Origin of the sequence: Streptomyces sp. NPDC050549 (assembly GCF_040655035.1) — a bacterium.
Lineage (GTDB): Bacteria > Actinomycetota > Actinomycetes > Streptomycetales > Streptomycetaceae > Streptomyces.
Window position 1 is genome coordinate 207,103 of the sequence record NZ_JBFAJD010000006.1, and the last position, 25,635, is coordinate 232,737.

The window sequence follows — 25,635 nt, forward strand, 5'->3', positions numbered from 1 at the left end:
CTGTTTCAGACGTATCCCGCGTTAGTCGTGTTAACAGGGGTTCTGCGCATTCTGCTCAGTGGTTCGGGGGTGGGCAGAATGTCCGCGGTGGGACACAATCACGCCACCACGGGTACGGCAAAGGGGCCGGGCCCGGCCGTACGACAAGGGCGAAAGCACCTGTGATGCCCATGCGAATCCGGATCGGTCGCGGCGGGAAGGGGAGGCTCTCCGCGCGGATCCTGGCCAACCAGCTCGCCATCCTGGCCCTCACCGGAGCCATCGGCTTCGTGCTGTTCGCGTTCGCCCAGCGGGCTGAGATCGACCGCGCCTACGAGCAGCGGGCGCTGGACATCGCGCAGACCACGGCCGCCGATCCGCAGATCAGGCAGGCCATGGCGCACGGAGGCGGCGACGGCGTCGTACAGACCGTCGCCGAACGGATACGGAAGGCGTCGGGAGCGTCGTACGTGGTCGTGATCGACCTGCACGGCGTACGCCACTCGCATCCCGACCCGGCGCTGATCGGCGAACCGACGGGCGATCCGATCGTGGTCCTCGACGGCAAGTCGCACGTCGGCACCGACCCGGGCGGGCTCGGACGCTCCGCCAACGGCAAGGCTCCGCTGTACGGGCCCTCGGGCAGGCTGGTCGGCGAGGTCTCCGCCGGCATTCTGGAACGCAATGTGCTCGGCGAACTGTGGCGGGAGCTGCCCACCTTCGGCCTGTACAGCGCGATCGCCGTCGCCCTCGGCTCGGCTGCCGCGTTCCTGCTGGCCAGGCGGCTGAAGCGGTCGACCTTCGGGCTGGAGCTTGAGGAGATCGCCGGACTGTTCCAGGATCGCGAGGCCATGCTCCACGGCATCCGGGAGGGCGTGATCGCCTTCGCTCCCGACGGCCGGATCAGCGTGGTCAACGACGAGGCCCGCAATCTGCTCGGCCTCGGCACGGCGCTCGGCAGCCGGCTCGACGAGGTGCTGCCCGACGGGCGGCTGCGCCGCGCCCTGGACGGCACCCTTGGCGGCGCCGACCTCAACGTGCTGACCGACGACCACTGCCTGGTCGTCAACCGGATGCCGGTGACGCTGCACGGCCGCGAACTGGGCGCGGTGGTCACCGTACGCGACCGTACCGAGCTGATCGGACTGCTGCGCGAACTGGACTCGGTGCGCGGGCTGACCGACGCCCTGCGCGCCCAGCAGCACGAGTTCACCAACCGTATGCACACCGTGGCCGGGCTGCTGGACATCGGCGACCACGACGCCGCCTTCGAGTACGCCGTGGAGTCGGCCGGTGCCGACCAGGCGCTGACCGAGTCCGTGCGCGAACGGATCGGCAACGCGCTGCTCGTGGGGCTGATCGTCGCCAAGACCACGGTGGCAGCGGAACGCGGGGTACGGATGGTGCTCAGTGAGGACTCCGCGCTCGGCGAGGACCCTCCGCATCTGCGTCGGCTGCTGACCATCGTCGGCAACCTGCTGGACAACGCGATCGACGCGGCCTCCGGCGGACCGCCCCCGGCGGGTGGCCGGGAGGTGCTGCTCTCGCTGGTCGAGGCCGTCGACCTGGTGATGGTGCGGGTCGCCGACAGCGGTCCGGGGATTCCGCCGGGCGCCCTCGAGTCGATCTTCGAGGACGGCTGGTCGACCCGGCCCGACCGGGGTACCGCCCGGCGCGGGCTGGGCCTGGCCCTCGTCCACCGGCTCACCCAGCGGCACGGCGGGACGATCACGGTCAGCGAGGGGCCGGGCGCGGTCTTCACCGTCGTACTGCCCCTGCCGGACGCCACTCCCGTGCCACGCGACGCACAGCTCACGACGGCCTCGACGACCGGAGGTGACCGCGGATGATCCGGACCCTGGTGGTGGACGACGACTTTCGGGTCGGTCACATCCACTGCGACTACGCGTCCCGTATCGAGGACTTCGAGGTGGTCGGCCGGGCGGCGACCGTGGCCGAGACGCTGGACGCGGTGCGCACCCTCCACCCCGACCTGCTGCTGCTCGACGTCTTCCTGCCCGACGGCAGCGGGCTCGACGTGCTGCGGCGACTCAGCTCGGACGAGGGCGGCGCCCGCCCCGACGTCATCATGATCACCGCCGACCGGGACATCACCTCGGTACGGACGGCCATGAAGCTCGGCGCCGTGGGCTACCTGGTCAAGCCGTTCGGCTCCGCCGACCTGGCCGAACGGCTCACCGCCTACCGCGAACTCCAGCACCGGGTGGCCGCGTTGGGCCTCGCCCCCCGCACCGACCAGGCCGACGTGGACGCCCTCTTCAGCGCCGCTCGGCCACCGGCCGTGCCCCGCGTTCCGGCCAAGGGGCACTCCGCACCCACTCTCGCCCTCCTGCACCAGGTCCTGCGCACCGCCCACGACCCCCTGTCCGCGGCCCAGGCCGCCGAACTCACCGGCGTCTCCCGCGCCACGGCCCAGCGGTATCTCTCCTACCTCGTACGGGAGGGCATGGTGCGGCTCGAACTCCGCTACGGGGTCACCGGCCGTCCCGAACACCGCTACCGGATCGCCCGATGAGCCGGGCGCCGAGTCCACCTGGCAGCGGTTCGGCAGCTGTGCCGCCAACCCGCAGAGTGCAGTTCACCGGCAGGCGTCCGCAACACGCCAGAAGGTCCATTCGGGCCCTGTCCGTGTCCGGCGGATTGTGGACCTTCGGGGGGAGTCCCTGCGCGTTGGAAGGGAAATCCGTTGCGCGAGGGTTCTGTTCCCATGGCGGAACTGGGCGAACGCGGCCGTTGCTGTAGAAAGTGTCCAACTCATCGTCCTCCAGGGGGCATTGAGAGGCCACAAGGACAGGAGCAGACCGACAAGCATTCCATGGGGCTGACGCTGGTCGACGTGTCCGATCTGCAGGAACGGCGTGGATCGGCGCTGATCGACAAGGCCCGCCGAGATCCTCAAAGGACTCATGATCCGTCGGCCGTGGGTTCGAGTCCGACTGCCCCGAGGGGCGATGGGAAGGTCCAGGGGCCCACAGGGGCCGAGGCGGCGAGGCCGCGTCCAGGCGGGGCGGTGTCTGCAGTGGTGGCCAACCTGACCGAGCGTGGATCGGCGCCCGCGCTGCATGTCGGCCCTGTGCGGGGAGTTGGGCGGGGCCGGGCACTTGCTGCGTGCCCGGCCCCGCGGATTCAAGGGGCTGGTGCTGTCAGGTGCAGTAGCCGCTGGAGCCGATGACGAGGTCGGTGGTGCCGCTGCTGTCGTTGCTGAGGGTGATGGATCCGCTGGTGTCGGTGGGCGTGAGGGTGAGGTTGGCGAGGGTGTCGCCGGTGCCCGGGCTGAGGTTGTTGGTGGCGGGATTGCTGGTGCTGGTGGGGTCGATCGTGGCGTCACCGTCGGCTGTAGGGCCGGTAACGGTGACCATGTCGGCGATGACGGGGGTGGTTGCCATGGTGACGTGCTGGGTGGCGCCGGTGTAGTAGCCGGATGTCGAGGCGGATGGGGACCGGCGTGCGCTGGTCGCTGCGGAGCCGGCCCAGGACCTGGGCCCCGGTGGACCCCGCGAGGCAGGGAGCGTGGACGTGACCCTCCGCAGCTTCGCACGGACACCGATGGGACCGTGGCTCCTGATCGGCGTCGCGATCGGGCTCGTTCTCTTCGGTGCCTTCGCCTCGGCGCGCCGGCGACGTCTGAGAAGCGGTGACCCAGGCCGGGGCGGCGAGGTTTCAGCTCCGCTGCCAGGGCTACTCGTCGGACAGAGTCCAGACGCTACGGCGGTAACCCCGCGGGGACGGCGTCCTCCTCATCGCGGACATCACGGAACCACGCTGCCGAGGCCTGCCCCAGGGCTTCTGACAGCGGCCTGGGCGTACAGATGACCGATGGACATGCCTGCTTGCCGGGCCCTGTCCCCGGGAGGAGGAGCCATGGAACTGGCCGACTGGCTGCTCGCACCCGGTGAGCGAGGTAACTCCGCGACCCGTTTGGAGAGCCGCCGGCCCGGAGGAGCGGCGTGGTCGACGGGTAACCAGGTACGTCCCCTCGTCCACGGCGCGGTGTACTTCGGTGAACTGTTCAAGGCGGTCCGCGCCCAACAACCGGGCGACTTGCTGATGTTCACGGACTGGCGCGGCGACCCCGACGAACGGCTCGCAGGCCCCGGCAGCGAGATCGGACAGGTCCTGTGTGCGGCGGCCGAGCGCGGTGTCATCGTCAAGGGGCTGATCTGGCGTTCTCATCTGGACCGCTTCCAGTTCAGCGAACGCGAGAACCGGCACCTCGGTGAGGAGATCAGAGCGGCGGGCGGCGAGTGCCTGCTCGACATGAGGGTGCGCCCCGGCGGCTCGCACCACCAGAAGTCCGTCGTACTGCGTCACCCGGGACGGCCCGAGCGGGACGTCGCCTTCGCCGGCGGCATCGACCTGTGCCACAGCCGCCGCGACGACACCGCACACCAGGGCGACCCGCTCAGCCAGCCGTTCGCCGCCGTCTACGGCTCGCGTCCGCCCTGGTACGACGTCCAGCTCGCGATCCACGGCCCCGCCGTCGGCGATGTCGAAGCCAACTTCCGCGAACGCTGGGAGGACCCGGCCCCGCTCAGCCGCAGCCCGCTGGGGCGGCTGCGAGAACTCCTGCACCATGAGGACACCACAGCGGACACGCTGCCTCCGCAACTGGAGGACCCGGAGCCCTGCGGAACGCACACCGTGCAAGTACTGCGCACCTACCCGGCCCGCATCCACGGCTACGGCTTCGCCCCGCACGGCGAGCGCAGCATCGCCCGCGGCTACCAGAAGGTCATGCGCCGGGCCCGCTCGCTGGTCTACCTGGAGGACCAGTACCTGTGGTCCGCCCGGGTCGTCCGGTGCTTCGCCGAGGCACTGGCCGCCCACCCCGGGCTGCGGCTCGTCGCCGTCATTCCCGCCCAGCCCGACGAGGACGGGCGGGTGGCGCACGCGATGAACCTCGTCGGGCGGATCAGCGCCCTGAAGTTGCTGCGCCGCGCGGGCGGCGACCGTGTCGCCGTCTACTCGGTGGAGAACCACGCCGGGACTCCCGTGTACGTCCACGCGAAGGTCTGCGTCATCGACGACGTGTGGTCCTCGGTCGGATCGGACAACGTCAACCGCCGCTCCTGGACGCACGATTCCGAGTTGAGCTGCGCCGTTGTGGACGAGGCGATCGACCCCCGTGAGCCACGCGACCCCGGAGGCCTAGGCGACGGCGCCCGCACCTACGCCCGCGACCTGCGACTCGAACTGGCCTGCGAGCATCTGGACCGCACCGACCCGCGGGGACTGTGCGACCCGGTGGAGGCCTTCCGCGCCTTCGCGGAGTCGGCCGCAGCGCTGGACGCGTGGTACGACGGCGGACGCCAGGGACCCCGGCCTCCCGGCCGCCTGCGCACCTACCGCACCCCGCGTCTGTCGCCCACCACGACGGCCCTGGTCACCCCGCTCTACCGACTGCTCGCGGACCCCGACGGCCGCCCCCTGGCCCTGCGCCGCACCCACTCGTACTGAACGGCCCCTGGTCCTGGGACGAACGCCTCAACCGCCGACCATGATCACAGGCTCGCCTGCTCGGTGCCTCCGTCGCCGACCGGATGGCCGTCGGCCACAAAGGTGGCAGGGGGCGGCCTGGGGCCACTCAGGCTGTCCTGGCGGGGGGCCGTTCTCGGCTTCCGTGGGCATCTGGTCATTTCTCGTACGCACAACCTGTACGACATCACGCCGGGATGCACCGATGTTCGCCGAGCGTGGTCGCTCTCAACCGGCAGGCAGACTGATCACGAACCGCGCCCCTGCTGGCCCTGTGTCCGGGGGGCGTAGGCCACGTCGCCGCCTGTGGAGCGGGCGAGGCGTCGTGCCAGCGGCAGTCCGAGGCCCGCGCCGCCGTCGCCGTCGCCGGGATCCGCGCGACGGCCGGGCTCGAAGAGCTGTCCGGCGAACGGGGGCGGAACGCCGGGTCCGTCGTCGATGACGTCGACCCGAACGCCGTCGGGCGCGTGGTACGCCTGGACGGTGACGCGGGAGTGGGCGTAGCGGCAGGCGTTGGTGAGGAGTGGGCTGATGATGCGTTCGAGGAGGGCGGCGGGTGGGACTCCGGCGGTCAGGTGTGGTCCGTCGATGGTCAGCTTCAGGTGGCTTGGCGCGTCGAGGGTTTCGGCGACGTGATGGAGCGTGGGCATGGCCTCGGCGGTGCCCGGTGCGGTGAGGGTGCCGTCGCGGGCGTCGTCCAGGAGGGTGTCGCAGATGGTGCGCATGGACTCGGCGGCGTCCGCGATGACCCGGTGGGTGGTGCGGGTCCGGTCGGTGGTGCGTTGGTGGGCCTGCCACCAGGCGAGCTCGGCGATGATCCGGCTCAGCGGGGTGCGGATGCGGTCAAGGATGGCGTCCAAGGATGTGCCGAGGCGGGCGAGTCCGGCGGGATGCCGCTTGCTGCCGAAGCGTTCTTCGGATGCCACGGCGCTCCGCTGGCGGGCCTGGTCGGTCATCGTGCGGACGGGGCGTAGCGCGCGGTCGACCGCCAGCCGGGTCAGGGCGTAGGTGCACGCGAGCATGACGGTGTCCAGAGAGGGACCTGACGAGCAGGGTGTCGGCCGAACTCCCGTAGGGAGAGAGGTCCAGTGCGGTGACCACCGTGGCCCGGCCGGCCGCTCCGGGTACCTGATGGGAACACAGGGGCAGGGGGCGGTGGATCGTGGTGGTGAGGCACCGCTGTCCGCCCCGCGCGGCGAGCGCGTCGGCGACGGGGGGCAAGGGGCCGGCGGCGGGCGGCTGTTCGAGCAGGTGTCGGCCGGCGTAGATCCACACGTTGGCGTCGAGGAGATCGTCGTGAGAGGTCTCCAGGACGCGTACCGTCGTGCCGCTGGTGTCGGCCGTCGTTGCGACGGCGACGGCGCGGGCGCGCAACTCGTCGTCGGCCTGGTGCTGGAGGCGGCGTTGGGTCACGGTGTTGAAGGCGAGGGTGAGGACCAGCATCAGCAGCGTGGCCGTGGTGAGGGCCACCATTCACCGTGAATCCGGTGAAACCGCCGGTGGGCCGGTAGGCCACGTACACCTGGTTGTCGGGGATGTCGCCGGGCGGATGCGACCGGTGGGCGCGGGGGGTCGCCCGGGCGTTGCCGACGCCGGCCGGGGCGGCGGACGTAGCGGGCCCCGCGTGCGAGCCGGATCCCGAACAGCCGGTGATCACCGCCGCGGCCAGCGCCAGTCCTACGGAGGCGGCTGTGCGTACAGGCGCCATCGTCACTGCCCTCCCGGAAGTCTGCGACCGGAGATCGGTCATGGCACCGGCGCTGGGAAGCGGCCGGTTAACGCCCGGCACGCCGACGGTCAGACGACGGCAGCTCGCCGATCGCGTACACGCCCCAGGCCGCGACCAGGGCGGCACTCCATGCGATGAGCAGCGCGGCATTGACCGGGCCGATCGGTGCCACCGTGCTCACGGCGCGAATCGGACCAGGGAAGAGGGGGAAGAACTCGAGGTCGTTGAAGACGCTGTGGCCCCCCTTGCCGTGGACGACCAGGCCGTAGCCGTACTGGGAGATGTGCCAGTACCAGCGGCCGTCCCATTCCGGGCCGAACACGGTGCGAGGGTGCCTGCCCAGGTGCAGCGACCACAAGGTCGCCATGACCGCACCGGTCAGCGCACGGCGGCGAACGACATCAGCGTCGGCAGGGCTTTCCCCAGCTCGAAACGCCACCCTCGCTGCTGAGACCGTGGATCGAGAATCGGCGCGAACCGCCGCGTGAACGCGTCGATCGTATTCACTGGACTGTCACCGATTTCGACCCCCATCTCCGTCCTGTAGGACGGGAGAGAATGGGAGGCCGGGTTCCAATTTCGTGAAATCTCTTACTTCACGAGAATCGGTCACATTTGTAGTTAATGTCGCCCTTGCTTTCGGAGAAGGTGATGCCACTCCGACCGTATCGGTCAGGCACCCGGGCGCGACATCACCGCCTCGCGAGGGCGGCCGGGTTACGGTGCTCTGAAAGATCGCACCGTGACACGTCGGAATGGGTTCTGATGCTCAACGGGCCGGGCGGCCCGGTCGCGGCTGGACAACGATCCGACGGCCGGTGACCTGCGTACGCACCTGCGGTCCGGCCGACTGCCTCGGGGCGCGACAGGGCGAATCCCGAACGTCTGGAGGTCTGCGCGTCCGGTGAAATCCGTGGATGAACGAGACACGAAGCGCACGGATCCTTCCGCGCTGCCTCGGGAGGTCGCCAGGTTCGGTGCCGTCGGTGGGCTGGGCGTCGGGGTGAATCTCGCCGTGTTCAATCTCAGCCGGGCGGTGACATCGTTGCCCGTGGTGCGGTGCAGCGTCATTGCGAGCAGCGTGGCAATAGTCTTCAACTACCTGGGTTTCCGGTACTTCGCCTATCGGCACCGCGACCCGCAAGGGCGTGCCGCGGAGTTCGCGCTCTTCTGTTTTTTCAGCGTCGTCGGCCTGATCATCGAGAACGGGGTGCTGTACGTCGCGACGTACGACTTCGGCTGGGATTCGGCCCTTCAGAGCAACTTCTTCAAGGTCATGGGGATCGTGTGCGGGACCCTCTTCCGCTTCTGGTCCTACCGCACCTGGGTGTTCCGGGTACGGCGCTGAGGACCGCGGCAAGGCGAAGGAGCGGGCCACCGCCCCGCCGCCACCGTGAGTCGGCCGTGCGGGTTACTCGATGCCGGCGTCGACGACAGCCCGGTGCAGGGCCGCGGGCACGGCCGCGGCGGACGGCGAGAGAAGCGCAGTGGAGTGCCGGGTGGGCGCGTCGCCCCGTGAGGCGCGGGGTGTGGGGGAGCGGTCATGAGGTGGGGGCGATGTAGGCGTACACGGCACCGTCCAGCCGTACGAGCCTCCATCCGCGGGCGTAGGAAGGCGGCCGGTCCGTGCCGGTGGTGAGGACGGCTACCGGCATCCGCTGGGCCGTCTGGGCGATGGTCGGGGCGTTGATGTTGGCGTTGGGCCCTTCGGTACTGGCGGAGCCGCACCCCGCGTAGAAGGCGATCGGGAGGGCCGACGACCCGGTGAGCAGACACGGCGGGCGTACGCCCTCCCGGCGCAGTGCGTCGGCGGTGCGCTCCCAGCCCTTGTGGGCGGCCGTGGTGCGCTGGACGGTGTGTGCCAGCACCGCGTACTGCACCGCCAGATGCCCGGCCAGCCCCATAGCCACCAGCGTCACGGTGACCGGGCGCCAGGCCCTGCCCGGCGCGGTGACGAGCCATGCGAGCGCGTCGGCGACCGGGATGGCCAACAGGGCGTAGGTGGGCAGCAGGAAGCGGGGCGCGGCGTATCCGATGAGGAACAGATACGGGATGGCCGCCGTCACCGCGCAGGCCAACGGCAGTGCGGTGGGCGCGGTGCGCCGGCCCCGCGCGGCCACGGCCAGCCCGATGGCCGCCAGCACCGGCAGAGCGAACCACCAGGCCGTCACTGCCGGGTTCGGCATCGCGCCGGTGCACGGGCGGCACAGCGAACGCCCGCCCAGACTGCGCAGTTGGTCACCGATGGCGACGTGCCAGCCGAGACCGCCCTGGATGTCGGATCCCTCGGACAGCCGCCGGCCAAGGCCCCCGAAGCGGACGTAAGCCTCTATCACCCATTGGGCCGTCCCGGCCGCCAGCCCGCCCGCCAGAGCGAGGAGCAGCCGCCCGTGCCGCCACTGGCGAAGAACTACCAGGGCGAAGAGCGGCGGCAGGCTCACCCATACCGCGTCCGTGGGCCGCATCCAGGCCATCAGCAGGGCACTTGCCGCCAGCCCCCACACCGGACCACGCCGGGTGCGGTCGGTCTGGGACTGAAGGAAGCAGCCGACGCCTGCCAGGGCGCCGACCGCCACCCAGTAGTTGGGCATGGCCTGCGGGCCGTAGAAGACGGTCACCCACAGGCTCGCGAACAGGGCGCCGCCCAGCGCGAGCACCCGGACCGGGAACAGGCCGCGCCAGGCGCGCAGCGCCAGGAACAGCCCGAGACCCGCCAGCAGCGCCAGGTAGACCCGCAGGAGCGGGGTGGACGACGACCATCCGGCGACCGGTGCCACCAGCAGCGAGATGCCGCGGGCGCGCGGGGCGCTGAAGAACGACGCCGGGGCGTGGGAGCTGACCTGGCTGACGTACACCGACTCGTCCCAGCCCAGCCCCATCCCCGGCCGTACGACCGCCAACTGGGCCAGGACGAAGGCGCCCGCCACCGCCGCCAGCCACCACTGGCCCTTGCGGCCCCGTCCCGTGGCCGGGCCGAGTGGCGGCTCCTGCCCGTTTATGCGGTGGAATATCACGGTCTGCACGGCTCTCGTCATCGTCCGTCCCTCGCCCCTGACAGCCGGTAGAGTGGTCATTACCCTACAGGTTGTAGGGTCACTTGCAGGAGCCGTGTCAAACATGGTCAAACTAGCGCGCACTCCCCTGGAGCGCACCGCAGCGGTCGACGGGGTCCGGCCGCGCCGGGGACGGATCGTGCTGCGGCTGTCCCCGGTCGGCATCGTCACCGGCAAGGCCACTTTCGTACTTCACGCCCGCGACGGAGGCCAGGCCGAGATGCGGCCGCCCGTCGACAGTCACGGCGGCCGGTTCCGGAGAGCGAGTTCCTCACCATGCTGTGGGCCACCGGCAAGACTCCGGCGCCGGTCGAAATCCAGGAGGACGTCGGCGACGGTCTCCCGGCCGACCTGGTGCAGGCCGTCCTCGGACGACTTCGCGAGCGGGCCCGGTCCGGCCCGCCGGCGACGACCTCGGCGCCTGGAAACGCGTACAGTGCGCCGCCGAACGAACAGCCCAGGTCAGGCGTCAGAGCCTCGTACGCGAATCCGCCGACCCGGCTCCTCATCCGTCCCCGCCCACGCCGGTGTCCCCGGCCTCCCTTCGAGGTGAACCCCACGGTGCCCGCACACCTCTCGCCCTCCAACCTCCGACAGCACACGCCCACGGACCCGGTTCCCTCCCCGGCCGGGCCACCACGCCCACCCACCCGGCTGCGCAAGGGCGCGGCCTCGGCCACGGTCTGGTACCTGCGGCTGCTGGCCGTGCTCAACCTGGCAGCGGTGGTCTCGGTGCCGTTCCGCGACGAGGTCCACGAGCACAACGTCGGTGAGTACTTCACCCCGTACCTGGCCACCGCCGGGCTCATCTCGGCGGCGCTGGCCCTCTTCCTCGCCATGGTCATGCGGCGCCGCAAACGGGCCGCGTGGATCTTCAACCTGATGCTCGCGGGCGGACTGTTCGCGCTCTACGCGCTGGCCATGACCCAGGACGCGTACCGCGAGCACGTCACCAACTGGGGCTCCCTGCTGCTCACCGGCCTGTTCGTGGCCGCGTTGCTCCTCGGGCGCGGGGAGTTCAATGCCGTCGGGGACCGCTCCAACCCGAAGCTTGCCCTCGCCGTGGGAGCGGGCGGTCTCCTCGTCAGCGGCACGATCGGCACGCTGCTGGTCGCCGCCACGAACAAGCTGCCCGGCGCCACGCCGGCCGACGAGATCGCCTACACCCTGCTGCGCGGCATCAGCGTCGGCCCGCTCGCCGACCGCATCGACGCCGTGCACGCACCGCGCTGGGTCGACGTCCTCATCAACATCCTGATCGCGGCGACCTTCCTGCTCGTCCTGTACGCCTGCTTCCGTGCGCCGCGCGGTCGCGCCCTGCTCGGCGAGGACGACGAACAGCGGCTGCGCGCCCTGCTGGCCCGGCACGGTGAGCGGGACTCCCTCGGCTACTTCGCGCTGCGCCGCGACAAGGCCGCCATCTTCTCCACCAGCGGGAAGGCGGCTGTCACCTACCGGGTGGTCGGCGGCGTCAGCCTGGCCTCCGGCGATCCCATCGGTGATCCCGAGGCGTGGCCCGGCGCCATCGACGCGTGGCTGGAAGAGGCCCGCCGGCACGCCTGGACCCCGGCGGTCATGGGCGCGAGCGAGGAGGCCGGCACCATCTACGCCCGGCATGGGCTGGACGCCCTGGAACTGGGCGACGAGGCCATCGTGGAGATCGCCGACTTCACCCTCGAAGGACGTGCCATGCGAGGGGTGCGGCAGGCGCACAAACGGGTGCACCGGGCCGGATACACGGTGCGCGTCCGACGCCACGAGGCCATCACGGACGACGAGATGGCGCTGCTGATCGACAAGGCCGACCACTGGCGTGACGGACCGACCGAACGCGGCTTCTCCATGGCATTGGGACGGCTCGGCGACCCCGGCGACGGCCGCTGCGTGATGCTGGAATGCCGCGACGCCGACGGTGAACCGCGCGCCCTGCTCAGCTTCGTCCCCTGGGGCGAGCACGGCCTCTCCCTGGACCTGATGCGCCGGGACCGCGCCTGCGAGAACGGCCTGATGGAGTTCATGGTCGTTGAACTGCTTTCGCGGGCACAGGAGTTGGGCGTACGGCGAGTGTCGCTGAACTTCGCCATGTTCCGCTCGGTCTTCGAACGCGGTGCCCGCCTCGGCGCGGGCCCGGTACTGCGGCTGTGGCGCTCGATGCTCACCTTCTTCTCCCGCTGGTGGCAGATCGAGTCCCTCTACCGTGCCAACGCCAAGTACCGGCCCGTGTGGGAGCCCCGCTTCCTGCTGTTCGCCAAGAGCGGTGACATCCCCCGTATCGGCCTGGCCAGCGCCCGCGCAGAGGGCTTCCTCACCCCGCCACCCCTGCCCGCACTCCGGCGCAGCAGGCGTTCCTCCGCCCCCGAGGCAGAACCGGCCCCGGTGACCTCCAGCTCCTGAGGCGGCTCCCCGGCGGGCAGGTCCGACGAGCACCGGCTGCGGACCTGTAGAGCGTGACGCGCCAGGACACCGCGGGGGATGCGGGCCGCAGTCTGGCGACGACCCGGTTGGCGGCCGTCTTCTGCAACAGCCCGTAGGCGAGCACCGGCAGCAGCAGGTGGGGCTTGTCGGGCAGCGAGGTCGTGATCAGCACCGCGCTCGCGCTGCTGTTGTTCATGCCGCAGGCCAGGATCAGCGACGAGGCCACTGGAGCGTCCAGTCGCAGGACACGGGCCGCCAGACGGCCCAGCACGAAGGACAGGACGCACACCAGGGCGGCCACTCCGAGGGCTGTGGCGAACAGCAGCGGACGCGGTCGGGCCAGGAAGGAGCCGAGGGCGCCACTGGCGTTGACGTAGGTCAGAACCAGCGAACCGGCCAGAGCCGAAGGCACCACGGCCCGCAGGAGACGGCCGTGCCACGACGACGGCAGCACGAGCGCGCACAGGAGACCCGCGGCACACGGCAGGACAACGGTGGCGAGGGTGAATCCGCTCCGGGCGGAGCCGCTCGTACTGGTGAGCGTCTGTGCATAGCCGCCACTGAGCAGCGGTGCCAGAGCCGCCAGCAGGAGCGGTGTGGTGAGAGGACTGAGAAGGGTGGAGGCGAGGACGAGTCCGACCATGGTCTGCTGGTCCCCCTCGCCCTTGGCGGTCCACACGGTGGCGCCGGCCGCCACGGGCATGGCCACGATCAGGATCATCGCGGTGAGCAGTCCACTGCCGCCGTCGGAGCCGGGGGTGCCGCGCAGCAGGAAGGCGACGAACGGCACGACGAGCAGCGGAATCGCCAGGTGCAGCGCGATTCCGGCCAGCATGGCCTTGGGGCGCCGCAGCACGCGGCCGAGCGCGCGGACGGGCACCTGGAGCCCGGCCGAGAGGAGCACCAGGGACAGCAGGAGCGAGGTGGTGTGCAGGGTCAGGTGGGCCGGTCCGCCCAGTGGCAGGGTGTGCGGCCGGCGCAGGCACAGGCCGGGCCTCGGCAGGAGCAGAGCGGCGGCATAGGAGACCAGGACGGCGCGGCCGAGCCGACGGCGCAGCCAGTTCGTCGCACGGTCAACAGGTGAGTGGGAAACAGCGGGAGGGTTCACGGCGGCCTACTTCCGTCACGAGGGCAGGGGCGGGACGGGACGCCGGTATGTGCGGGTGGGACAGATGGGTGTACACGAGTGCATCCTTCTCGGACGGGTACGTGTGGGGCTGGTGATCAGCACGCGCAGTCAGGATGTGTTCAGGTGGCCGCTGGCAGGGTCACGCCCCATGACCTACGAACTGTCCGAAACACCTGAAGCCGCACGGGACGCCGACGGTCCCGGCCGGCACCCTCACCGTCTGCGCCTCAACAAGGTTCCCGAGATCACCCTGTACTTCTGGGTGATCAAGGTGCTGTGCACGACGGTCGGCGAGACGGCGGCCGACCTGCTCAACGAGAAGGCCGGGCTCGGTCTGACCGGCGTGTCGGTGCTGATGAGCGCGCTGCTCGCGGTCGTCCTGGTGGTCCAGTTCCGCACCACCGCCTACCGTGCGGGCGTGTACTGGCTGGCCGTGGCGCTGATCAGCGTGGTCGGCACGCTGATCAGCGACAACCTGACCGACAACATGGGTGTGCCGCTGGAGACGACCACCACGGTGTTCGGGATCGTCCTCGCTGTCGTGTTCGTCGTCTGGTACCGGCGGGAGGGGACGCTGTCCATCCACAGCATCGACACCACCAGCCGTGAGTCCTTCTACTGGCTGGCGGTGCTGTTCACCTTCGCCCTCGGCACGGCGGCCGGCGACCTGGTCTCCGAGCGTATGGACCTCGGCTACTGGCTTTCGGCCGTCCTGTTCGCGCTGGCCATCGCCGCCGTCGGGATCGCCCGCTTCGCTCTCGGCCTGGACGCTGTGTGGAGCTTCTGGATCGCCTACATCCTCACCCGGCCGCTGGGTGCCTCGATCGGCGACTACCTCTCCCAGCCCACCGGTGACGGCGGCCTGGGCCTGGGCACCGTTGTGACGAGCGTCCTCTTCCTGGCGGTCATCCTCGGTCTGGTGGTGTTCCTGACGGTGACCCGCAAGGACGTCATCGACCGCGAGCCCGTCGCGGGACAGGCGGCCTGAACAGCACGGGAGGCGTTCAGGAAGCGTTCAGGAATTGATCGACAGAGTCGGACCCGGCGGTCGTCCCCCACGGCCGGACCACGCGTTACAGGGCGCCAGTTTCCTTCGCGGGAACGGGCGCCCTTCCACACCCCCCCACGTACAGAACAGGAGTGTCCGGCACCTTGGAGATTCCGGAAGCCCTCACCGACACCGACACCGACACCGACATGGACGCTGCCCCTACGCACCGGCGGACGGTGGCCGCCGTCAAGTCGGTGACGAAGAAGCTGCCCGAGGTCACCCTCGCCTTCTGGATCATGAAGATCGCGGCGACGACCCTGGGCGAGACGGCCGGTGACCTCTTCGCCCAGACCCTGAAGCTCGGCTACTTCCTCACCACGATCGCGCTGTTCCTGATCTTCGTGGTGACCCTCGTCGTGCAGCTGCGCTGCAGGCGCTACAACCCGTTCTTCTACTGGACGGTCATCCTGTCGACCAGCACGGCCGGCACCACGATGTCCGACTTCATGAACCGCGACGCCAGCACCAAGTACCTTGCCAACGGCGCCACTTCACTGGGCTGGGGACCGCAGGGCCTCGGCCTCGGCTACCCGGCCGGCGCGGCGATCCTGATCTCGGTCCTGGTCATCATCTTCGCCGTGTGGAAACTGACCGGGATGACGTTCGTCATCCGGGACATCGTCAGTTTCCGCGGCGAGGCGCTGTTCTGGTCCGCGATCCTCGTCTCCAACACCCTCGGCACCTCCATGGGCGACTTCCTGTCCGACAGCTCGGGCCTCGGTTACGCCGGCGGGGCGGCGCTCGTCACCGGCGTGCTGCTGGTGCTCGTCGCACTGATGAAGGCGCCCGCGGTGCCGAACGTGCTGCTGTTCTGGATCGCCTTCGTCCTCACCCGTCCACTTGGCGCCACCGCGGGTGACTTCCTGACGAAGCCGGTCGCCAAGGGGGGCCTCGACCTTGGTACGCCGGGTTCGTCGGCCGTACTCCTGGCAGTCCTGACGGGCCTGATGGCCTACGCCCATCTCCAGGAGCGTCGGCGCCCCGCCCTGTCTGCGTCGTCGCCTCCGCGGCCTGGCGCGCGCGACTGAAGCACTCGGCGGACAGCGTGACCGGCTTGGGCGTGCCCGGCCGTCACGCGATAGGACGTCACCTGGCCGGAGGGCGCCGTAGGCCGGGTGACGTGCAGGGTACGAAGGGTGTCCTGCCCGGTGGGTGGGCAGTGGCTCTCGTGCCCAGGAACGGTGACCGTCTCCTTCGGGCCGACCGTGCACATGGCCACCGCCCACGTCGGTCGTCCGTGGATCGCCGCCTTCCCGGCCTGCGCCGCGTTCTCCGTTCGGCTGCCCCTCACCGGCTCGGGAGCTACGAGGTGGCCTCGATGCGGGCGGTGCTGATCGTCATCGGCGTACCGGTCAGAGCGATGAGGTACATGCGCCGATGCGCGCCTGGCAGTGCGCGGTGGCCGCCGGCGGGCCGTACGACGTACACGGCCGTGCTGTGCGGGGCGAGGGTGGCGGGGCCGGAGGTGATGGTCCACCAGTTGGAGGCGCCCTGGCCGACGCGGCTGGCGAAGTGGGGGGTGAGGGCGGTCCCGGTGGTGTTCGCCGCCCGCACCGTGACGGAGGTGACGGCGGGGTGGGACCGGCCGGTGAGGTGAGTGGTGAGTGCCATACGCAGGGGCGGCGGGCTTGCGGAGGCGATGCAGGCGCACAGCAGTGCCGGGGTCACCAGCGCCATCGCCACGGTGGCCTTGGCGGGGCGGCCGGTGAGGCGGGGGATACGGGGCTGCCAGGCATGGGTCAGGGCCGAGGACGGGACCGTCGCGGCGGCCAGCCACAGCGGGGTCATCATCAGGAAGTAGCCGTCCTGGGAGCGGGTGGCGAGGTAGAAGGACAGCCAGGGCAGGACCGTCAGCGCCGTTCCCAGGCGGCGGACGAACAGCAGGGTCGCGGCGAGCAGGCCGACGAGGAGCAGCTCGCTGGCGTAGGAGTAGTAGTCGAGGCGGCTGCTGCCGTCGGTGAAGTAGTAGGAGATGCCCATCAGTCCCTGGCCGTGCAGGATCGCCTTCTGGGTGATCGGGAGCAGCAGTCCGTGCAGCCAGGCGGAGAAACCCTGTGCGGCGAAGTAGGCGTTGACGGCGGCCCACGTCAGCGCGGCGACTCCGGCGAAACGGGCCGGCACGGCAGCCGCGGGACGGGCGCCGAGTTCGCCGCGCCTTACCGCGTACAGGCCGATCAGCAGGAACGGGGCGAAGAACCAGGCCAGTTGCTGGGCGGCGCAGGCGGCGCCCAGGCACACGGCCCGCAGCGCCCCGCTCGCTCCCAGGCGTCCGCCTGCTCCGGTGGTCGGCCAGTAGACCGCCACCGGGATCAGCAGGGCCAGGGCGACGATCGCCGGGTAGCCGGAGCGGGCGTAGCCGGGGAGGATGCCGAAGCCGAGGCACACGGCGGTGGCCGCCGACCGCCAGGGGGCGGGCAGCAGCAGCCACAGCGTGACCGTTCCGGCGATCAGCGCGCCCGTGGTGACCAGGGTGGCTGCCGCCGACGTGTGCAGGAGGGCGTGGACCGGTGCGGCGAGCAGAGCGGTCAGCGGTGGATAGCCGTATGTGTAGTCCGCCGAGCCGGACAACCCAGGCTGCTGCCGCCGGCCGCCGGACGACAAGCCATGGGCTTGCAGTTGAACATCCCTTTCGAACAGGCGGGCCTGGGGATGGGATGACCGGCTCCGGTTCGACTCGGCGGTGGGGTGGTGTGACGTGCGGGCGGCGGTGTCCGCCATCCGGCCCGATCCTGAGAGGGACCACGCGGCTGTCTCCAGCGCTACTCCCTCTTCACGAAGGTGATCGAACGGGTCTGGCTGAACATCGGTCGGTTCTACAGCCGGCCGCCTCGTCCTGTCCGACGATCCGTCAATAACTGATGCTTCGTCAGTAACCCTTGGATCGAAAGCAGTTGGCATACCCGAGCGCGATCGGTACGGGCGTAGTGGCATGCTGCGGTGGTGGGGCCCGCACAGTCAGCCGGCGTTCGGGTCGCGCAGACCTTGGGCGGAGTGGGGGAGGCGGTCGGATGGAGCGCTCTGCGGAGGACGGTCTCCCGCGTGTGCCGCCCAGCCTCAGCGTTCCGCGTTTCGTCGGCCGGGCGGTCGAACTGCACCGGCTGACAGATGCCTTGGCCCGGCCGCCGGCCATGGTTCTCGTCGAGGGCGAAGCCGGAATCGGCAAGAGCCGACTTGTGCAGGAGGCACTGGACGAGCCCGGTGTCGCCGCCCGACGGCCACTGGCCGCCATGTGCCCCCCTTTCCGGGAGGCCCTCACCCTGGGCCCGTTCGTCGATGCCGCCCGCGAAGCCCGGCCCGATGTGGCCGAGTTGACCCTCACCTCCCTCGCCGGGGTGCTGCGGCCCCTGTTCCCCGAGTGGGGGCAGGACCTGCCGCCGTCCCCCGAGGCGCTGTCGGACGCGGGCGCCGCCCGGCACCGGCTCTTCCGCGCACTCGCCGAACTGCTCGACGCGATGGGTATCGGCGTCCTCGTCCTGGAGGACGTCCACTGGGCGGACGAAGCCACCCTGGACTTCCTGCTGTTCCTCGCCTCCCGCCGTTCCCGCCGGATGAGCCTGGTGCTGACCTACCGTCCCGAGGACGTGGCGCCCGAGTCCGCGCTGATGCGGTTGACCTCCCGGCCACCGGCCGGCACCGGGCACGTACGGATCACTCTCGGCGCGCTGGACGTGCCGCAGACCGCCGAGTTGATGTCGTCGATGCTCGACGGGGAACACGTCTCCGAGACGTTCGCGTCGTTCCTCCAGGAACGGACCGACGGTGTGCCGCTGGCCATCGAGGAGTCCGTCCGGCTGCTGCGCGACCGGGCCGATCTGGTCCGGCGCGACGGCGAGTGGGTGCGCAGGACGTCGGCCGACTTCGCTGTGCCGCCGACCATCCGGGACGCCGTCGCCGAGCGAGCCTCGCATCTCACCCCGGTCGCACAACGCGTGCTGCAGGCCGCTTCCGTGCTGGCCGAACCGGTCGGCCCGGCCGTCCTCGCGACGGTGAGCGGGCTCCCGAACAACGTTGTCAGCCGGGCCGTGGACGACGCCGTACGCAGCGGACTGCTCGGCGAGGACCGGGCAGGCCGGGTCAGCTTCCGGCACGCGCTGGCGGCCCGCGCGGTCTACGACATGACCCCCGCGCCCGACCGCCGAGCCCTGCACCGAGGAGCGGGCAGTTCGCTGCGCGCCATGACGCCGCAGCCGGTGGCCCGGCTCGCCCACCACTACCGGGAGGCGGGGGACACCGGGCAGTGGCGTCAGTACGCCGAACGGGCCGCCGACCTCGCGCTCGCCTCCGGGGACCATCGCACCGCCGTCGGACTGCTGCACGAGTTGCTCACCGAGAGCGATCCGCCCGCCGCCTCGGTGGCCCGGTGGGCGCAGAAGATGCCGGTCCTGGCCTTTTCCGGGCTCGTCGGTCGCGGCGATCTGACCCGCGCGCTGCGCGGGGTGCTGGACACCGAGGCGCTCGCCCCGCACGACCGTGCTGCTGTCCGCACGCAGCTGGGGAGGATGCTGCTGCACGCGGGGGAGTACGCGGCCGGTGCGGCCGAACTGGAGAGGGCACTGCCGGATCTGGCCGGCGAACCGTTCCAGGCCGCGTGGGCGATGAACATCCTCGGCAGTCCGCCGAGCACTCTGATGTCCGCTGCGGAGCACCGCCGCTGGCTGGACCGGGCGGCCGTCGCGGCCCGGCTCCCGATGACGGCGGAGCAGCGGCTTGCTCTGGTGGTGGACCGGGCGACTTCCTTGCTGGACATGGGCGACGAGGCGGGCTGGGCCGTCGCCGCGGAACTGCCCGGCACCGCGGCGACCCCGGAAGGAATGATGCAACTGGCCCGCAGTGGACTCAACATCGGCAACGGGGCCATGCGCTGGGGCCGCTACGACGAGGCCAGGCAACTGCTGACGACCGCACTGGCCAGAGCCGAACAACACCGATACCAACGGCTCCACGACATGATCCTGGTGACGCTGGTGCACCTGGACTGGTTCACCGGTGCCTGGGACGGACTGGCCGAGCGAGCCGCCGCCCTGGCAGCGGTGGACGCGGAACCCCTGCTCCAACTGGACGCCCTGCTGATCATGGCTCTGCTTGAGGGGACGGCCGGCGGCGCAGCGGACCCCGGCCCCGAGGCGATGACCGGCGGCGGGGCGGGAACCGTCGAGGAGCGTCTGCGCCAGGTGCTCGACGCGGGGCTGCGGCGCGGCATCGTGGATCTGCCGTTGGAGCCCGCAGCCGCCCTGGCGCGGATCCGGCTCGCCGAGGGGTCGGCCGCCGAGGCGCTGGAGCTGACGGAAGGTCCGGCCGACGTCGTGGCCCGCAAGAACATCTGGCTGTGGGCCACCGAGTTCGCACCGGTACGGACCGGAGCGCTACTCGCGGTCGAACGGCCGGACCAGGCAAGGAAGTTCGTCGCGGACCTCACAGAAGGGCTCGCCGGCAAGAACCTGCCGGTGGCGGACGCGGCTCTGGAGACGTGTCGCGGAATCCTGGCAGAGGGCGAGGGCCGCGGCGTCGAAGCAGCCGCCGCGTTCGGCCGGGCCACCGCCGCCTGGAAGCGCCTGCCCCGACCGTACGAGGCGCTGCTCGCCGCCGAACGCCGGGCTGGCTGCCTGCTGGCAGTGGGGGAGAGGGATACCGGACTGGCCGAACTCGCCCGCGCGCAGGCCGGATTCACGGCTCTGGGAGCCCGGACGGACGCCGACCGGGTGCACGTCGCGCTCCGTGCGGCCGGGGCGCCGGTACGACCGGTGTGGCGCGGTGGGCGGCGCGGCTACGGCGACCAACTCTCTCCGCGCGAGCTGGAAGTGGTCCGGCTGCTGCTCACCGGTCTGACCAACCCGGCCATCGCACGCGCACTTTCCCGTTCCCCGAAGACCGTTGCCGCGCAGCTGAACTCCGCCATGCGCAAATACGGAGTGACCTCGCGCACCGCGCTCGCGGTCAGTGTGACGCAGGCCGGGATCACCCCGTCGGAAGGGCACACGGCCGGCGCGGGCTCCGATCTTTAGGTCATCCGCCCCATCGCGAAGCCATACGGCAACCGTCGATACTCAGTGCGCGCAGGATCCGAGAGCCCGCCTTCACCCGGACATGGCCGGAGAGGCATCCATCCGTCGGACAAGCAGCACACCCCCGAACGTACGCCCGCTGCACCGGGCGTACCCGCCGACGACACGACGGCAGACCCCGCCTGTGCGGACGACTCGTACAGCAATGACGAACCCCTCTGATCTCGGCCCGATCGAGTCCTGAACATGACGAATAGGGTGCCCCCTTGCTGTCCTTCTCGCTGTCCTCAAGACGTGCGCGCGTGCGCGCTCCCCTCTCCTTGCTCATAGCCGGCTGTCTCGGCGCCGGAGTTCTCGCCGCGGTACAGCCGGCCGCCGCCGCGGCCACCCCCAGTTCCCCGGCGTCCTCGTCGGACGCCGACTCCTCCAAGGCCTCCGACCTGCTCAACGCCGTGCCGCAGGACAACGTCCCGCAGAACTACGTCCCGGCCGCCTGCAACAACCCGAGCCTCAAGGCCGGCGTGGCCCAGTGCTTCGCCGATGTGCGCACCGACTCCGACCACATCGTCCGGCCGCAGGCGAGCGCGCCCCCGTCCGCGGCGCTGGGCCCGGCCGACATCCAGGCGGCCTACAGTCTTCCCGCCGGAGGCGAGGGCCGGACGGTGGCGATCGTCGACGCGTACGGCAACTCCCACGCCGAGGCCGACCTGGCCGCGTACCGCACGCACTACGGGCTGCCCGAGTGCACCACCGCCAACGGCTGCTTCCGCAAGGTCGATCAGAGCGGCGGCACGGACTACCCAGCCGACGACGCGGGCTGGGCACTGGAGACCGCGCTGGATCTCGACGCCGTCTCCGCCGCCTGTCCGGCGTGCAACATCCTTCTCGTGCAAGGTGATTCGGCAAGCCTGGACGACCTGGGCACCGCGGTGGACACTGCCGTACGCCTGGGCGCCAAGTACGTCTCAAATTCCTACGGTCTGCCCGGCGAGAGCGCCTCCGAGACCGCGTACGACCACCACTACGACCATCCCGGGGTGGCCGTGGTCGCGTCCACCGGCGACACCGGCCATGTCCAGAACTGGCCCGCCACCAACCCCGACGTGGTGGCCGCCGGCGGCACCCGGCTGACCCGCACGCCGGACACCGGGCGCGGCTGGACGGAGTCCGCCTGGACCTCCGGCGGATCGGGCTGCTCGCTGTACGAGGCCCAGCCCGCCTATCAGAGGGGGCTGTCCACCGGCTGCGACACCCGCGCGACGGCCGACGTCTCCGCGGTCGCCGACCCCGCGACCGGTCTGGCCGTCTACGACACGGTGAGCAAGGACGGCTGGCTGCAGGTCGGCGGCACCAGCCTCTCCGCGCCGCTGATCACGGCGATGTACGCACTGGCGGGCACCCCCGTCGAGGGCACCTACCCGGTGACCTACCCGTACATCAACGCCTCCGGGCTGAGCGATGTCACCGAAGGGTCCAACGACGACTGCGGCACGGTGGTGTGCACCGCCGGCGCCGGCTGGGACGGTCCGACCGGTCTCGGCACGCCGGTCGGTGTGTCCGCGCTGGCCTTCGGCGTCCATGGAACGCTGTCCGGCCACATCACCGACAGCGCGTCCGGCGCCCCGCTCGCCGGTGCGGCACTGGACATCTCCGAAGAGGCGGCAGACGGCCGGGAGTACCACGTCACCACCGACACCGAAGGCGCCTACGACCTTCCGGTCGCGGTGGGCGTCTACCGGATCACCGCCACGGACTTCGGCTACCGGGCGAACACCCGCTCCGCGGTGAGTGTCGCCGAGAACCAGAGCAGCACCGCCGACCTGGCCCTGGTGAAAGTGCCTACCCGCACGCTGTCCGGCACGGTGAAGGACGGCAGCGGGCACGGCTGGCCCCTGTACTCGAAGATCACCATCGACGGCTATCCGCACGGCGCCGTCTACACCGACCCCTACACCGGCAAGTACCGCGTGGAGCTTCCGGAGAACGCCACCTACGACGTCCACGTGGCCCCGGTCTACCCCGGCTACCGGAGCACGGACCTGAGTGTCCCGGTGGGCACGGCCGACGTACGTACCGACGTCGCGCCGGACGTGGACCTGACGGCCTGCGTCGCACCCGGCCACACATACCCGGGCGCGGCCGACTTCGAAGGCTGGACCGGCACCACGCCGGAGCACGGCTGGACGGTCGTCGACAACGGAACGAGCGTCGCCACCTGGGACTTCGCCGACAGCCTGCTGGCCAACTACACGGGCGGAACCGGGAACTGGGCCACCGCCGACCCCTGGGGCCGGGGCGGTGTCCACGAGGACACCGAACTCGTCTCGCCCACCTTCAGCCTGGCAGGCCAGAACTCACCCGTTCTCGGCTTCTACGCCCTCTACGCCGCCAGCAAGGACTCGGTGGCCGACGTCGACCTCAGCCTCGACTCGGGCACGACGTGGACCACGGTGTGGCACCGGGACACGGCCGAGTACCTGGGCCACGTCACGGTTTCCCTGCCCCAGGCGGCGGGCGCGAAGCATGTGAAGGTGCGCTTCCACTACTCCGGCAGCGGCCTGTCGATCTGGCAGCTCGACACCGTCACCGTCGGCTCCTGCGCTGCCGTGAGCGGAGGAATCGTGGCCGGAAAGGTCGTCGACGGCAACACGGGCGGTGCCATCACGCCCGCCACCGTCACCGACACCGCCGACAGCTACACGACGGCGACCACTGTGGCGACCCCCGACGACCTGGCGTTGGCCGACGGCTACTACTGGCTGTTCAGCGCCCCCGCCGGCCGGCACACCTACCGGACGACCGCCGCCCGCTACACCACCTCGGCCGGCACCCTCACCACGCGGCCGGACAAGGTCAACCGGTTCGACCGCACACTCAAGGCGGGCCGCCTGGCGGTGAGTTCGGGCAACCTCTCCGTCAGTGAGACGCTGGGCGGATCAGGCAGCAGGAAGGTCACCTTCACCAACAAGGGACAGGCGCCGCTGCACGTCAACCTCGGTGAGCAGAGCACCGGTTACACCTCACCCGACGGCATCTCCACGACCACGTCGGACTCGTCGGCAGGCGCCCCGACGCTGCGCGTCAAGGGCAACTACTCACCCGGGCCGATGAGTTCCACCTCCTCGGCCGCCAAGAGCACGTCGAGCGACCCGCCTGCCACGGCATCCGCAGTGGCTTCGACCGGGTCCTGGACCGGCATCGCCGACTACCCCGAGCCCGTCATGGACAACGCCGTGGGCACCTACCAGGGCAAGGTCTACTCCGTCGCCGGAGTCTCGGGTCTCTTCGGCGGGGAGTACCTCGACCGCGGCTATGTGCACGACCCGTCCACCGACGCCTGGACACCCATCGCGGACCTCCCCGAGGCCCTCGAGTCGCCCGGCGGGGCGTTCGTCGACGGAACCATGTACGTCGCGGGAGGCTGGACCGCGGACGGTGCCCGCGCCACGCTCTACGCCTATCACCCCACCACCGACACCTGGACCCGCCTCGCCGATCTGCCCCAGGCGGTCGGCATGCCGAACGTGACCACCCTCGACGGCAGCCTGTATGTCATCGGAGGCTGCACCGGAGCCGGCTGCGGAGACAGCGTCAGCACCGTCTACCGCTACACCCCGGCAACCGACACCTGGACCCGCCGCGCCGACTACCCGCTCACCATGGAACGCGGCGCCTGCACCGGTATCACCGGCGAACTGGTCTGTGCCGGCGGCATCATGGTCGTCGGTGGCGGGGTCGCCACCCCCAAGGGGCAGACCTTCCGCTACAGCCCGTCCGCCGACACCTGGACCCGTGCGGCCGACATGCCCTACGCGAGCTGGGGCGCCACCGCCAGCGGGAACGACGGCAAACTCCAGGTCGTCGGCGGCATCGTCGGAACGGTCGCGGTCAACACCGTCACCGAATACGACCCGGTGTCCAACACCTGGTCCAGCCTGCCCAACACCGGATCCGCCCTCCTCAGGGCCGGCGGCGGCTGCGGGATCTACCGCATCGGCGGCATGACCGCGACCCTGGGCACCGCCTCCTCGGCCGAGGTACTGCCCGGCCACGACCAGTGCGACGGCGACGACGTCCCCTGGCTGTCGGCGGACAAGACCTCGTTCGACCTCGCCCCCGGCCGGTCCACCACGGTCACCGTCCGCGCGGACGCCTCCGCCGTGGCCACGGCCGGCACCTACAGCGCCCGACTCACCTACAGCACCGACTCGCCCTACGCCGGAGCATCGGTCAAGTTCAGCCTCAAGGTCACGATCCCGCGGACCTGGAGTCATCTCTCAGGAACGGTCACCGACAAGCACACGGGGGCACCACTCGTCGGAGCCACTGTCCTGGTCTGCCCGCCGGCGCACGCCGGAACCACCGGCTGCGACCACCTCGCGCACACCATACGCACGGACTCCGCGGGCCACTACGACCTGTGGCTGGACGCCCGCCCGGGCCCGCTGCGGATCACTGCCTCCGCGGCCGGCCATCGCCCGGCATCCAAGGAGGTGACCCTGCTGCCGGGCGGCGCCACTACGGCCGACCTGTCGCTGACCGCGACCTGACCTTGATGTGACCGCCGGTACCCAGCGCGAGGTGTGAGGAAGCGATGCCGGAGCGGTGGTGGGTGACCACGGCGTTCGCGAGCTGGGCCGGCTTGGTGGAGAAGTCGGCGAATACGGTTTCCATGCGTGTCCGTGCGTCGTTCTGGGCGAACCGGGGTTACTGGTCGAGGTGTGCGTGGCGCGGCCTTGCGGCCCGCGGCACCTGCAAAACGTACCGGTAGCCACTGACAA

14 protein-coding genes and 3 pseudogenes are annotated in these 25,635 nt (G+C 70.8%); 10 read left to right on the forward strand and 7 right to left on the reverse strand.

Going from position 1 to position 25,635, the window contains the following annotated elements; all coding sequences use genetic code 11:
* The first annotated feature begins 164 nt into the window (after window positions 1-164).
* Window positions 165-1,829, forward strand: a complete 1,665-nt coding sequence (locus AB0I51_RS12280; RefSeq protein ID WP_362974039.1) for a sensor histidine kinase — start codon at window positions 165-167, stop codon at window positions 1,827-1,829.
* Window positions 1,826-2,515: a response regulator gene (locus AB0I51_RS12285; RefSeq protein WP_362974041.1), complete on the forward strand. Its 690-nt coding sequence runs from the start codon at window positions 1,826-1,828 to the stop codon at window positions 2,513-2,515. The genes AB0I51_RS12280 and AB0I51_RS12285 overlap by 4 nt, the downstream gene beginning before the upstream one ends.
* Window positions 2,516-3,143: 628 nt before the next feature.
* Here the strand turns inward: AB0I51_RS12285 and AB0I51_RS12290 are convergent.
* The gene (locus AB0I51_RS12290) at window positions 3,144-3,386 is read right to left on the reverse strand and encodes a hypothetical protein (RefSeq protein ID WP_362974043.1); all 243 of its coding nucleotides are present in this window, start codon (window positions 3,384-3,386) and stop codon (window positions 3,144-3,146) included.
* A 124-nt stretch (window positions 3,387-3,510) separates the two neighbouring features.
* On the opposite strand from AB0I51_RS12290, the pseudogene AB0I51_RS12295 reads away from it, so the two are divergent.
* Together AB0I51_RS12295 and AB0I51_RS12300 are read left to right on the forward strand one after the other, a co-directional pair.
* Window positions 3,511-3,627, forward strand: a pseudogene (locus tag AB0I51_RS12295) (DUF1206 domain-containing protein); the annotation flags it as partial.
* A 234-nt stretch (window positions 3,628-3,861) separates the two neighbouring features.
* On the forward strand, window positions 3,862-5,457 hold the full coding sequence (locus AB0I51_RS12300; RefSeq protein ID WP_362974045.1) for a phospholipase D family protein: 1,596 nt from the start codon (window positions 3,862-3,864) through the stop codon (window positions 5,455-5,457).
* A gap of 246 nt (window positions 5,458-5,703) precedes the next feature.
* Here the strand turns inward: AB0I51_RS12300 and AB0I51_RS12305 are convergent.
* The 3 genes and pseudogenes from AB0I51_RS12305 to AB0I51_RS12315 form a co-directional block, all read right to left on the reverse strand.
* Window positions 5,704-6,948: pseudogene (locus AB0I51_RS12305) on the reverse strand (HAMP domain-containing sensor histidine kinase).
* 302 nt (window positions 6,949-7,250) lie between these two features.
* Window positions 7,251-7,526, reverse strand: coding sequence for a hypothetical protein (locus tag AB0I51_RS12310; protein ID WP_362974047.1), 276 nt, complete (start codon window positions 7,524-7,526; stop codon window positions 7,251-7,253).
* 56 nt (window positions 7,527-7,582) lie between these two features.
* The gene (locus tag AB0I51_RS12315; protein ID WP_362974049.1) at window positions 7,583-7,738 is read right to left on the reverse strand and encodes a hypothetical protein; all 156 of its coding nucleotides are present in this window, start codon (window positions 7,736-7,738) and stop codon (window positions 7,583-7,585) included.
* A 379-nt stretch (window positions 7,739-8,117) separates the two neighbouring features.
* On the opposite strand from AB0I51_RS12315, the pseudogene AB0I51_RS12320 reads away from it, so the two are divergent.
* Window positions 8,118-8,540 (forward strand): annotated as a pseudogene (locus AB0I51_RS12320) (GtrA family protein); the annotation flags it as partial.
* A 205-nt stretch (window positions 8,541-8,745) separates the two neighbouring features.
* Here the strand turns inward: AB0I51_RS12320 and AB0I51_RS12325 are convergent.
* Window positions 8,746-10,083, reverse strand: coding sequence for a hypothetical protein (locus AB0I51_RS12325; RefSeq protein WP_362974205.1), 1,338 nt, complete (start codon window positions 10,081-10,083; stop codon window positions 8,746-8,748).
* A gap of 828 nt (window positions 10,084-10,911) precedes the next feature.
* Between AB0I51_RS12325 and AB0I51_RS12330 the strand changes: the two genes are divergently transcribed.
* A complete protein-coding gene (locus tag AB0I51_RS12330; protein WP_362974207.1) occupies window positions 10,912-12,651 on the forward strand; it encodes a phosphatidylglycerol lysyltransferase domain-containing protein in 1,740 nt (579 codons plus the stop codon).
* Here the strand turns inward: AB0I51_RS12330 and AB0I51_RS12335 are convergent.
* The gene (locus AB0I51_RS12335; RefSeq protein WP_362974051.1) at window positions 12,563-13,780 is read right to left on the reverse strand and encodes a sodium-dependent transporter; all 1,218 of its coding nucleotides are present in this window, start codon (window positions 13,778-13,780) and stop codon (window positions 12,563-12,565) included. The genes AB0I51_RS12330 and AB0I51_RS12335 overlap by 89 nt on opposite strands.
* Window positions 13,781-13,949: 169 nt before the next feature.
* On the opposite strand from AB0I51_RS12335, the gene AB0I51_RS12340 reads away from it, so the two are divergent.
* The gene (locus AB0I51_RS12340; RefSeq protein ID WP_362974053.1) at window positions 13,950-14,789 is read left to right on the forward strand and encodes a hypothetical protein; all 840 of its coding nucleotides are present in this window, start codon (window positions 13,950-13,952) and stop codon (window positions 14,787-14,789) included.
* Window positions 14,790-14,953: 164 nt separating this feature from the next.
* Window positions 14,954-15,880, forward strand: a complete 927-nt coding sequence (locus AB0I51_RS12345) for a hypothetical protein (protein ID WP_362974055.1) — start codon at window positions 14,954-14,956, stop codon at window positions 15,878-15,880.
* Window positions 15,881-16,154: 274 nt separating this feature from the next.
* On the opposite strand, the gene AB0I51_RS12350 is transcribed toward AB0I51_RS12345, so the two are convergent.
* Window positions 16,155-17,420: a hypothetical protein gene (locus tag AB0I51_RS12350; RefSeq protein ID WP_362974057.1), complete on the reverse strand. Its 1,266-nt coding sequence runs from the start codon at window positions 17,418-17,420 to the stop codon at window positions 16,155-16,157.
* A 440-nt stretch (window positions 17,421-17,860) separates the two neighbouring features.
* Between AB0I51_RS12350 and AB0I51_RS12355 the strand changes: the two genes are divergently transcribed.
* Window positions 17,861-20,854 (forward strand): AAA family ATPase, encoded by a 2,994-nt coding sequence (locus tag AB0I51_RS12355; protein ID WP_362974059.1) that lies wholly within the window; start codon window positions 17,861-17,863, stop codon window positions 20,852-20,854.
* Between the two features lie 302 nt (window positions 20,855-21,156).
* Window positions 21,157-25,404, forward strand: coding sequence for a carboxypeptidase regulatory-like domain-containing protein (locus AB0I51_RS12360; protein WP_362974061.1), 4,248 nt, complete (start codon window positions 21,157-21,159; stop codon window positions 25,402-25,404).
* The last annotated feature ends 231 nt before the right edge of the window (window positions 25,405-25,635 follow it).